The 11,487-nt window shown below is 73.6% G+C and carries 8 protein-coding genes; 5 read left to right on the forward strand and 3 right to left on the reverse strand.

The features are described from left to right. Positions 1-245 precede the first annotated feature (245 nt). The 5 genes from AC1VWI_RS38710 (at position 246) to AC1VWI_RS38730 (ending at position 6,681) form a co-directional block, all read left to right on the forward strand. Positions 246-1,145 (forward strand): glycoside hydrolase family 19 protein, encoded by a 900-nt coding sequence (locus AC1VWI_RS38710; protein ID WP_499517017.1) that lies wholly within the window; start codon positions 246-248, stop codon positions 1,143-1,145. A 342-nt stretch (positions 1,146-1,487) separates the two neighbouring features. Next, positions 1,488-3,251 (forward strand): endonuclease/exonuclease/phosphatase family protein, encoded by a 1,764-nt coding sequence (locus AC1VWI_RS38715; protein ID WP_499515706.1) that lies wholly within the window; start codon positions 1,488-1,490, stop codon positions 3,249-3,251. A 27-nt stretch (positions 3,252-3,278) separates the two neighbouring features. Continuing rightward, positions 3,279-5,246, forward strand: coding sequence for a phosphocholine-specific phospholipase C (locus tag AC1VWI_RS38720; protein ID WP_499515707.1), 1,968 nt, complete (start codon positions 3,279-3,281; stop codon positions 5,244-5,246). A gap of 124 nt (positions 5,247-5,370) precedes the next feature. After that, the gene (locus AC1VWI_RS38725) at positions 5,371-6,150 is read left to right on the forward strand and encodes a GntR family transcriptional regulator (RefSeq protein ID WP_499515708.1); all 780 of its coding nucleotides are present in this window, start codon (positions 5,371-5,373) and stop codon (positions 6,148-6,150) included. Beyond that, positions 6,151-6,681 (forward strand): hypothetical protein, encoded by a 531-nt coding sequence (locus AC1VWI_RS38730; RefSeq protein ID WP_499515709.1) that lies wholly within the window; start codon positions 6,151-6,153, stop codon positions 6,679-6,681. A gap of 276 nt (positions 6,682-6,957) precedes the next feature. Here the strand turns inward: AC1VWI_RS38730 and tmpA are convergent, their stop codons facing one another. The 3 genes from tmpA to AC1VWI_RS38745 all read right to left on the reverse strand — a co-directional run bounded on the left by tmpA (position 6,958) and on the right by AC1VWI_RS38745 (position 11,221). Next, complete coding sequence (gene tmpA, locus AC1VWI_RS38735) at positions 6,958-8,595, reverse strand: 2-trimethylaminoethylphosphonate dioxygenase (protein WP_499515710.1); 1,638 nt, start codon at positions 8,593-8,595, stop codon at positions 6,958-6,960. Between the two features lie 104 nt (positions 8,596-8,699). After that, positions 8,700-9,860, reverse strand: a complete 1,161-nt coding sequence (gene metX, locus AC1VWI_RS38740; RefSeq protein ID WP_499517018.1) for a homoserine O-acetyltransferase MetX — start codon at positions 9,858-9,860, stop codon at positions 8,700-8,702. After that, positions 9,857-11,221, reverse strand: coding sequence for a bifunctional o-acetylhomoserine/o-acetylserine sulfhydrylase (locus AC1VWI_RS38745; RefSeq protein WP_499515711.1), 1,365 nt, complete (start codon positions 11,219-11,221; stop codon positions 9,857-9,859). The genes metX and AC1VWI_RS38745 overlap by 4 nt, the downstream gene beginning before the upstream one ends. Between the last annotated feature and the right edge of the window lie 266 nt (positions 11,222-11,487).

Consider the following 11,487-nt stretch of genomic DNA (forward strand, 5'->3'; position numbering starts at 1 on the left):
AGCCCGCCCGGGGGCGGGGCCCGCCTGGGGCCGGCGGTGCGGCCCGGCGCGCACCTTCCCCCGCGGGCCCGCCCGCCACCGGCACCGGCCTGCTTCCACGCTACGCCGACGGGGCGGAGCCTCAACCCGTGGCCGTGGCCGGGGCGTGCGGGGGATGTTGGTCTAGACCTTGACAGGTATAGGCCAATCCGGTTCATTGCTCAGTGCGATACGCAACTCCCCCCACACAAGGAGCAGTTACGGTGATGCGACGTACCCTCGCCGCCCTGACCACCCTCACGGCCGCCGCCGGACTGGCGGTGGCGCTCCCCGCAGGCACGGCTTCCGCCGCGACCTGCGCCACGCCGTGGAGCGCCGGCGCCGTCTACACCGGCGGCATGACCGCCTCCTACAGCGGCCACAACTGGCAGGCCAAGTGGTGGACGCAGGGCGAGACCCCCGGCACCACCGGCGAATGGGGCGTCTGGGCCGACCAGGGCACCTGCGGCGGCGGCACGACCGACCCGGGCAACCCCGGCAACCCCTCCGGGTTCGTGGTCAGCGAGGCCCAGTTCAACCAGATGTTCCCGGGCCGGAACTCCTTCTACAGCTACAGCGGCCTGGTCGCCGCCCTCTCCGCGTACCCCGGCTTCGCCAAGACCGGCAGCGACACCGTGAAGAAGCAGGAGGCCGCCGCCTTCCTCGCCAACATCGCCCACGAGACCGGCGGACTGGTCTACATCGTCGAGCAGAACACCGCGAACTACCCCCACTACTGCGACACGAGCCAGCCCTACGGCTGCCCCGCCGGCCAGTCCGCCTACTACGGCCGCGGCCCGATCCAGCTCAGCTGGAACTTCAACTACAAGGCGGCCGGCGACGCCCTCGGCATCGACCTGCTCCACAACCCCTGGCTCGTCGAGCAGGACGCCGCCGTGGCCTGGAAGACCGGCCTCTGGTACTGGAACACCCAGAGCGGCCCCGGCACCATGACCCCGCACAACGCCATGGTGAACCAGGCCGGCTTCGGCCAGACGATCCGCTCCATCAACGGGTCCCTGGAATGCGACGGCCGCAACCCGGCGCAGGTGCAGAGCCGCGTCAACAACTACCAGCGCTTCACCCAGATCCTGGGCGTCACCCCGGGCGGCAACCTCACCTGCTGAAGGGGTCGCCTGCGCGCAGCGGAACGTGCACCGTTGAACGGTGCATGACGCCGCCTCCCCCTGAGCGGCGGCTCGGGGGGAGGCCGCCGATTCGGGTGCGGAACCCGTCGCGGAGCATGCCGATCCCCATGACGTCGCTGCTCACGGCGGTCGCGGGGGCGGACGGAGGCCTGTCCCGCCGCGCGCGCCGACCTCAGATTTCCGCCTGATTCCCGGACGGCGGCAACCCGTCGTTCACGGGTTCGTCGCCGTGGGACGGCTTGCTGGGAGCGAAGTTATCTAGACAACTTTGCCCACCCGAACGCCGCCGCGGCGGCGCCGGGGCGGAGAGGACCCAACACCGTGCCATCCCTCTCACAGGTCGCCGCATCCGGGAGCAGCGTCGCGCTCGACTCCACGACGCCTCCGCAACGCGGCGACAAACTCACCTTCACCTGGTCGACGGACGCGCCCGACCCCAAGAACTGGATCGGCGTCTACGACGGGGACCGCCAGCCGGGCAGCGGCAGCGGCTCGCTGGTGTGGACGTACGTCACCGGAACCTCGGGGAGGACGACCCTCGACACGTCCGGGCTGAGCGGCGGCCCGTACACCGTCTACCTGCTGGCCAAGGACGGCTACGGCATCCTCGCCAAGACCGAGCCGTTCAGCTTCGCCGGCCCGCCCACCGGCGACCTCGTCGAGCTGCGGACCCCCAAGCCGTTCGAGGGCGACAAGGTCTCCTTCCACTGGACGACCGACGCGCCCCACCCGAAGAACTGGATCGGCGTCTACGACGGCGACCGGGTCCCCGGCAACGGCGCCTCCCTCGCCTGGGAGTACACCCCCGCCGCGTCCGGCGACATCACCATCGACACCTCCGGGCTGAGCGGCGGGCCGTACACGGCCTACCTGCTGGCCAAGGACGGCTACGGCATCCTGGCCCGCACCGCGCCCTTCAGCTTCGTGCCGCGTCCGGTCATCCCGCGCCCGCACGCGGTCGTGGACGCCGTCACCACCGCCGAGCAGACGGCGGGCACTTCCTTCTCCGTCGCGCTCGGCGGCCTGTGGATCCGGCCCGAGGGCAACGCCGAGGGCAGCGCGACCTTCAAGCGCGCCGGCGGCGACCCGTGGCTGAGCGTCGCCGCGGACGGCACCGTCAGCGGCAAGGCCCCGGCCCTCGCGCCGCGCACCCCCGGCCGGCTGGTCGTCGCCGTCACCGACAGCGCCGTCGGCGGCGACACCGTCACCGTCCAGGTGCCGGTGCGCGCGAGCAGGGACCGGCTGACGCTGAAGGTCGCCACGCTCAACCTGTGGGACGCCGGCAGCCACGTCGACGGCGCGCTGGAGAAGCAGCTGCGGCTGGTGCTGACCCAGGGCCTCGACGCCGTCGCGCTCCAGGAGTGCGGCGACGACGGCGCCCAGCGGCTCGCCGCCGCGCTCGGCTGGCACGTGCACCAGGCAGGCGGCCTCGGCATCGTGAGCCGCCATCCGCTCACCGACACCGTCGCCCCCACCGCCTCGCTGCCGGCCGCCGCCGCGACGCTGCGCCTGCCCGGCGACCGCACCGTACGGCTGTGGACGGCACAGCTGGACGAGGCGGGCTACGGGCCCTACGCGGTGCTCGCGGGCCGCACGGCCGCGCAGGTCGAGGCGGCGGAGAAGGGCACCGCACGCTACCGGCAGACGCAGGCGCTGGTGGCCGCGATGCGCCGCGACATCGCCTCCCGTGGTCCCGTCGTGCTCGCCGCCGGCCTCGCCTCGCCGTCGCACCGCGACTGGACGAGCCGGACCTCGTCCGCGCACGGGGGAGCCGGCCGGCTCCGCTGGCCCGTCACCGAGGCCCTGGAGGACGCCGGCCTCACCGACGCCTTCCGCGCCGATCACTCCAGCCCCGTGAAGGACCCCGGCACCACCTGGTCACCCGTCAGGCCGCGGCACGAGGACGGCGGCGCGGAGCCCCAGGACCGCATCGACCAGGTCCAGTACGCGGGCCCGCTCAAGGTCGTCGAGGCGCACACCCTGGTCACCGGCTGGCCCCGGCCCGTCCCGGACACCGCAGGCAACGGCTGGCCCTCCGACCACGCCGCCGCCGTCGTCACCTTCTCCCTGTCCGCCCGCGGCTGACCCCGAACGACCTAAGGAACCTTCCCCATGACCGAGTTCAGCCGCCGCGCATTCATCGGCACCGCCGCGGGAGCCGCCGCGGCCGTCGGGCTCTCCGGCACGGCCGAGGCCGCCGGGCACGGCCCGCGGCACGGCAGCATCGACGACGTCAAGCACGTGGTGATCCTGATGCAGGAGAACCGCAGCTTCGACCACTACTTCGGCACCCTCAGCGGCGTACGGGGCTTCGGCGACCGCCAGGCGGCCGTCCTGTCCAACGGCGACCCGGTGTTCCGCCAGCCCGCCCGCGGACGCGAGGAGGGCCACCTCCTGCCGTTCCGCATGGACACCACCAAGTACAACGCCCAGAACGCCGGCGGCCTGCCGCACGACTGGGACAGCGGCCACTCGGCCGTCAACAACGGCGCCATGGACAAGTGGGTGTCCGCCAAGGGCGAGCGCACCATGGGCTACTTCACCCGCGAGGACATCCCCTATCAGTACGCGCTCGCCGACGCCTTCACCCTCTGCGACGGCTACTTCTGCTCGCTGAACGGCCCCACCGACCCCAACCGCCTCTACCTGTGGACCGGCACCGCCGGCCCCGGCGTCGACGGCACCACCGGCCCGTGGACCGACAACACCCCGGTCACCGACAACCCGGTGGCGGACTGGACGACGTACGCCGAGCGGCTGGAGGACGCGGGCATCACCTGGCGCATCTACCACAACCCGGACGGCTCGGACGACCGCAACGGCGACTACGACGACAACGCCCTGTCGTACTTCAAGCAGTTCCACGAGTTCCCCAAGGACGACCCGCGCTACGTCAACGCCATGACGAAGTTCGACCTGACGGCGTTCGACAAGCACTGCAAGGACGGCACGCTGCCCACCGTCTCCTGGCTGGTGGCGCCGTACCTGTTCTGCGAGCACCCCGCGGCCAGCCCCGACTACGGCGCCCACTGGGTCAACACCGCGCTGCAGTCGCTGTTCTCCAACCCCGACGTGTGGAAGCACACCGTCTTCCTGCTCATGTACGACGAGAACGACGGCTACTTCGACCACGTCATCCCGCCGTTCCCCGAGCCGGGCACCAAGGACGAGTTCGCGAACGGCAAGGCCATCGGCCTGGGCAGCCGGGTGCCGCTGTGGGTCGTGTCGCCGTGGTCGCGCGGCGGCTGGGCCAACTCCCAGGTGTTCGACCACACCTCGGTGCTGCGCTTCCTCGAACGCGTCACCGGGGTGAAGGAGCCCAACATCTCGGACTGGCGGCGCACCGTCTGCGGCGACCTCACCAGCTGCTTCGACTTCACCAAGCCCGACTACAGCATCCCCGCGCTGCCGGACACCGTCGCGCTGATGGCCAAGGCGGACGCCAACAACGCGCTGCCCGCGGTGAAGGTGCCCGACCGTTCGGCCATGCCGCAGCAGGAGGAGGGACGGCGGCCGCACCGCCCGCTGCCGTACCGGCCGTGGGCCGACGTGACCGTCGACCGCGACAAGGGCAAGGTCACCTGCAGGCTGACCAACGACGGCACCGTCGGCTACCACTTCACCGTGCTGCCCAACACGGCGCTGCCCTTCACCGGCGCGCCGTTCACGGTCCCGCCGCGCTCGTCGCGCACGTACGTGTGGGACGCGGCGGCCACCGACGGCCGCTACGACTTCTCCGTGCACGGCGCCGACGGCTTCGTCCGCCGCTTCTCCGGGACGGTCGTCCCCGACGGCCAGGACGACGTCGCCGTGCCGGGGGTCACGGCGACCCTGCGGCACGACGGGCGCCCGGAGAACGCGGCCGCCGAGTTCTACCTGCGCAACGACGGCGGCACCGAGGTGGCCTTCACGCTCACGCCGAACGACTTCGCCGGCAAGGAGCAGACCGTGTGGGTCAAGGCGGGCGACCGCACCCGGGTGACCTGGCGCACCGACGGCGGCCGCTACGACGTGACCGTCACCGCGGGCACCGGCACCCGCTTCGTCCAGCGGTACGCGGGAACCGTCCACTCCGTGTGAGGCACGCCGGAGGGGACGGGGGTCGGGGGACCGGCCGGCGCCCGTCCCCCGTCCCCTGCGGGTAGGGTCGGGGGAACCGCCCGCAGGGGCGGCCCGCACGGCACGAGCAGCGCAGGAGACCACGGTGCGGCAGGAGCAGGGCACCCCGGACGACGAGCTGCGCTACCGCAAGGTCGCGGCCGGACTCCGCGAGGCGATCATCGCGGGCGAGTACGCCGCCGGCACCAAACTGCCCCCCGAGGGCACCCTCGCCGAGCGCTACGGCGTCTCCCGAGGCACGGTCCGGCACGCGCTGGCCGTGCTGCGCTCGGACGGCCTGGTCACCTCGCGCCGCGGCACCCGGCGCACGGTGCTCGGGGGCCCGCGGGCACAGAGCTTCTCGGAGCTGCTGAGCTTCACCAACTGGGCCCGCTCCATCGGGGAGACCCCGGGCGGCCGCGTGGACAGCGTGGTGCGGCGGCCCGCCGAGCCCTCCGAGGCCGATCAGCTCGGCCTGGAGGACGGCGCCGAGGTCTACCTGGTGCTGCGGGTGCGGACCCTGTCCGGGGAGCCGGTGATGGTCGAACGCTCCCTCTACCCGGCCCGGATCGGCGCCCTGGTGGCCGAACTGCCGCCCGACACCGTCTCGCACACCGAGGCCCTCGTCGCGCACGGCGTCCTGTTCACCGACGCCGACCACACCATCGACCTGGCCTGGGCCGACGCCGACGACACCCGCCTCCTGGACTGCCCGCCCGGGCAGGTCCTGCTGCGCGAGCGGCGCCGCACCACCGATCCGGAGGGCGCGCCCGTGGAGTGGTCCGAGGACCGCTACCTGCCCGGCACCATCGCCTTCACGGTGCACAACTCCGTGGCGGCCTCCACCCTCGGCCGCCGCCACAGCCCCCGTCCCGGGAAGGACTGAGTGTCCCGGGGCCTGGACCAGGTCACCGCCGCCCTCGCCCACCGCCTCGGCGCCACCCCCGGCGACCCCTGCGCCGATCTCTGTGACGACCTCTCCGACGAGCACGAGCGCTGGGCCCTGTACCGGCGGGCCCTGGACGACCCGGCCTGCCTGCCCGACCTGTACGACGCCGTGGCCGTCGAACCCGACCCGTGCGTGGCCCTCGGCATCGTCCTGCACGCCCTCGGTCGCCTCCCGCCCTCCGACCGCCCGGCCTGGACCGACCGGCTCGGCACCGAGCGCGGCCGTGCGTACGCGGCCCGGCGCGCCCGCGAACTCGGCGTCCTGCAGAGCGCGTCGGTGACCGCCCTGCTCGGCGACGCGTCCGTTCCGGAGTCCTGGTCGGACTGGCTCCAACTGTGCCTCGGCGCGTCCTCGGACGAGCCCGCGGTGCTGAACCGGCTCGCGGCCGCAGGCCGTACGAAGCGCATCCGCCGGCTGGCGACCGAGCGGGAGCGCTCGATCCGGCACCGGGGTCCGGGCGCGACCTGACGCCGTGCCGGCCGACGGCATCCCTTCGACAGCGCCTCGGCAGCGCGGGTGGTGCCTGGGTGCGGCTGCTGCCGACCGGGCTGGGCGGGATCGGGCTCGCTCCCGCCGTAACGGACGGCGAAGGAGAGCCCGATCCCGGGGAATCACCCGCAGACGCGGACGGCAACGAGACCCATGCCACCGGAGAGGCGGCCCGCTCCGGCGCCCGAACCCCGGCCATCCACCACCCCCGCGCAGCGCCGACCGGCCCCAGACCGCCACCCCGGGGATTGCCGTCTACCCGCGCATCAGCGCGGCCAGCAGCGGGAGGAAGTGCGCGAACGGCGGGGTGAGGGCGTCGGGGTCCTTCGCCTCCTCGTCCCAGCGGCGGACGGCGACCGCGTCGGCCGCGCCCGGCAGCCCGGCGAACTCGGCCGCCTGGCGGGGGGTCATCACACCGCCCTGGACCTCCAGGGTGTACTTCGACGCCTCCGACAGCCGGTCGTGGTACCCCGGTTCGACCGCGCACAGGTAGCGCTTGGCGGCCACGTGCAACCGCACCGGCTCGGTGACCTCGGGCCCGAACCAGCGGCCCAGCAGGTCGGCGCCGGTGTGGCTGTGCCGGTTGTCGTGGCCGGTCATCAGGTCCCGGCCGGTGACGACCTCGCCCTCCACGTGCCCGATGTCGTGCAGCAGCGCGGCGGCCACCAGGTGCGGCGGGGCACCGGCGGCCTCGGCCAGGGCTCCCGCCTGCAGCATGTGCTGGGCCATGGTGACGGGTTCGCCCAGGTACTCCGCGGACACCGCGCCCGCGAACAGTTCGGCCAGCGGCTCCAGGGTGTCCGCGCGGCGCAGCACGGCCAGGGAGCTCGCCAGCCCGTCCAGGTCGGCGTAGCAGCCCTGCAGGTGGCGCGCCCCGTCCTGGGCGAAGGCGGTGCGGGCGTGCAGCAGCCGGGTGTTGTCGAAGACCAGGCAGTCGCCGGGCGCGAGCCGCAGGTCCAGCTGCAGTTCGGGGCGGAGCAGCAGCTCGGCGAAGGTGCGGTAGGCCGCGTAGAACGCCTCCAGCTCGTCCGCGGCCATCCGCAGCGTGCCGATCGAGCGGTTGTTGAACCGCACCTCCCGCACGCGGCCCAGCGGGTCGGTGCCGATCAGCGGGCGGTCAGCCCGCAGTTCGGTCCCCGCGTCACGGAAGACGAACGGCACGGGCGTGCGGGTGAGCACGTCGTACGCCTCCGGGTCCTCGCGGCGCAGCAGCGCGGCGGCCGCGAAGCCGTCGACGAGACCGGAGTCGCCGCCGTCCGCGTCGTTGACCAGGCAGTGCAGCAACTGGAGCGTCGGAACGGGATCCCGGTACGGGTTGTCGGTGTGCGGCGTGATGGCGGCCGAGGTGAAGGCGAGGTTGTTCGGGTCCGGCTCGACGCGCACGTCGAAGAGCTTCCCGTAGTTGGTCTCGCGGACGAACCCGAAGGTCTCGGCCACCTCCAGCACCTGGCCCTCACGCCCGGGCACACCGCGCAGCACCATGAAGCCGAGCCGCAGCACGGACTCCAGCATCCGGGCCCGCACACCCGGCTCGCCCAGGTACTCCTCCCAGTCCGCCTCGGGCAGCCGCCCGGCGACCTTGCGCGCGGTCCACAGTTCCTTCCCGGCCTCGGTGCGCAGGTCACCGTGCCCGGTCCGGCCGGGACGGGCGGCCTCCAGCCAGGTCAGCGGGTACGACGAGCGGTGCCCGTCGGGCTCCCAGACCACCTCGACGGCGGGCCGGCCGTCCCCGGCGGCGTCGGCCGCCCGGCCCACCCGCAGCCCGGCGGGCAGGGAACCGATCTGGAACAGCTTCTGCCCGGACCGCGGGTCGCGGCACTCGGCGCAGGGGCAGTTGTCGCGGAGCCACATCGTCGGCAGGTCGCCGACGGGAAAGCTGGACAGGGCGGACACGGTCACTCCTCGGGGCAAAGTTGTATAGCCAACTTCTCCGACCGTCACAGGCCGAGACGTCCCGGAGGTGACCGCGTCATGGCGCCGCGGCGAACGCCCGCCCTCTATGGCCCCGCCCGGCCCAGCAGCTCTCCGACGAGCTCGCCGACCTGCCCGGTCTCGATGAGGAAGCCGTCGTGCCCGTACGGGGAGGCCACGACCCGGACGGGCCCCGCGCCGGGGATGCCGGCCGCCAGCTCCTCCTGCTGCGCGAGCGGGTAGAGGCGGTCGGAGGAGACCCCGGCGACCACGGTCCTGGCGGTCACCCGGCGCAGGGCGGCCCTCACCCCGCCGCGTCCGCGGCCGACGTCGTGCCCGTTCATGGCCCGGGTCAGGGCGACGTAGCTCCCCGCGTCGAAGCGCCGGACCAGCTTGGCCGCGTGATGGTCCAGGTAGGACTCCACCTGGTAGCGGCCGCCGCGCCACGGGTCCTCCGCCTCCTGCGGCGCGCGCCCGAAACGGGCGCCGAGCTCGGCTTCGCTGCGGTACGTCACATGGGCCAGCCGCCGGGCCAGGCCGAGCCCCGCGTGCGGGCCGTGCCCCGGCGCGGCGTCGTGGTAGTCGCCGTCCCGCCAGCGCGGATCGTCCCGGATGGCGTGCAACTGCACGTTGGCCCAGGCGATCTGCTCCGCGCTCGCCGCCGCGGTGCAGGCGAGCAGCAGCAGTGCCTCCGTGCGTTCCGGCCGCGACACGGCCCATTCCAGGGCGCGCATCCCGCCCATGGACCCGCCGACCACCAGCGCCCAGCGGCCGATGCCCAGCGCGTCCGCCACTTCGGCCTCGGCCGCGACCTGGTCGCGCTGCGTCAGGTGCGGGAACGCACCGCCCCAGCGCCGTCCGCCGGGCCGGTACGAGGACGGCCCCGTACTGCCCTGGCAGCCTCCCAGGACGTTCGGCGCCACCACGAACCACCGGTCGGTGTCGAGTGCGCGGCCCGGTCCGATCACCCCGTCCCACCAGCCGGGCGTGGGGTGACCCGGCCCGGCGGGCCCGGCGGCGTGGCTGTCGCCGGTGAGGGCGTGCAGGACCAGCACCGCGTTGGAGCGGTCCGGGGAGAGCCTGCCCCACGTCTCGTACGCGATCCGCACCCCCGGGAGCTCGCCGCCCGATTCCAGCGGCAGCGGCTTCTCCAGCGCGTGCCACCGGCGGCGGCCCGGCGGGTCCCCCTCCCGCCAGGCCCCGGAGGCCGGCGGGAGGGGGAGTGCGGCGGCAGGCGTGGCGTTCAGGACGCGCCCTTCGCGGCGCGGAACCCGGCCTCCAGGTCCGCCTTGAGGTCGGCGAGGTTCTCCAGGCCGGCCGACAGGCGCACCAGGCCGGGCGAGGTGCCGGTGGCCACGAGCTGCTCCTCGTCCAACTGGCTGTGCGTGGTCGACGCCGGGTGGATGATCAGGCTGCGGACGTCGCCGATGTTGGCCAGGTGGCTGAAGAGTTCGACCGCGTCCACGAACCGCTTGCCCGCCTCGACGTCGTCGCGCAGTTCGAAGGCGAGCACCGCGCCCGCTCCGCGCGGCAGGTAGCGCCGTGCCGCGGCGTGCCAGCGGTTGGACGGCAGCCCGGGGTAGTGCACGGCGGCCACCTCGTCACGCTGTTCCAGCCATTCGGCGAGGGCCTGGGCGTTGGCCGAATGGCGCTCGATGCGCAGGCTGAGCGTCTCCACGCCCTGGAGGAGCAGGAAGGCGGAGTGCGGGGCGATGGCCGGGCCGATGTCCCGGAGCAACTGGACGCGCAGCTTGACCGCGTACGCCCCCGGGCCCAGGGCCGGCCAGTAGCGCAGCCCGTGGTAACTCGGGTCCGGGGCGCTGAAGTCCGGGAAGCGCTCGGCGTGGGCGCCGAAGTCGAAGCTGCCGCCGTCGACCACGACCCCGCCGATGGTGGTGCCGTGGCCTCCGAGGAACTTCGTCGCGGAGTGGACGACGACGTCCGCGCCGTGCTCGATCGGCCGCAGCAGGTAGGGCGTCGGCACCGTGTTGTCCACGATGAGCGGCACCCCCGCCTCGTGCGCGACGTCCGCGACCGCCCGCACGTCCAGGACGTTGCCGCGCGGATTGCCGAGCGTCTCCGCGAACAGCGCCTTGGTACCGGGGCGGATCGCGGCGCGCCAGGCGTCGAGGTCGTCCGGGTCGTCGACGAAGGACACCTCGATGCCGAACCGGGGCAGCGTGTGGCGGAACAGGTTGTACGTGCCGCCGTACAGCGAGGTGCTGGACACGATGTGGTCCCCGGCGGACGCGACGTTCAGGATGGCAAGCGTCTCCGCGGCCTGCCCGGAGGCCAGCGCGACCGCGGCGACACCGCCCTCCAGGGCGGCGACCCGCTGCTCCAGTACGTCCTGCGTGGGGTTGTGGATCCGGGTGTAGATGTTGCCGGGCTCGGCGAGGGAGAACAGGTCGGCCGCGTGCTGCGTGTCGCGGAAGACGAACGACGTCGTCTGGTAGATCGGCACCGCCCGGGCTCCGGTCGTCGGGTCCGGCGCGGCGCCGGCGTGGATCTGCTTGGTCTCGAACGACCAGGCGGAGGTGTCGGGCCCGGTGCCGGGGCCCTCCTCCGGGGTGTGGCCGGCGGTGACGGAGTCGATGGGCTGGCTCATGGTTCTCCCTCGGTGCGCATGCGGGTGCGGGGGCGGGCTCGGGCACGCCCAAGAGCAGCCGGGGACGGCAGGCGAACGCGTCCCGGGCAGGGGAAGGCAAGGAAGCGGAAGGGATGATCGGCGGCCGGTGACGGCGGCAGGAGGCCGGAGGCGCGGCGTCAGCGCTCGGCGCGACAGCCCATGCTGGTGACACGCACGTAGTCCACGTGGCGGCGGGTCACGAGCTGGGTCATGACGCAAGGTAACCACACGGAGGCGGAACGCAC

This window comes from Streptomyces sp. TOM-9 (assembly GCF_056858595.1).

Excerpts from the sequence above, each read along its gene's own strand:
- AC1VWI_RS38745 (WP_499515711.1), bottom strand. The coding sequence starts at position 11,221 with ATGAGCCAGCCCATCGACTCCGTCACCGCCGGCCACACCCCGGAGGAG.
- AC1VWI_RS38710 (WP_499517017.1), top strand. The coding sequence starts at position 246 with ATGCGACGTACCCTCGCCGCCCTGACCACCCTCACGGCCGCCGCCGGA.
- AC1VWI_RS38720 (WP_499515707.1), top strand. The coding sequence starts at position 3,279 with ATGACCGAGTTCAGCCGCCGCGCATTCATCGGCACCGCCGCGGGAGCC.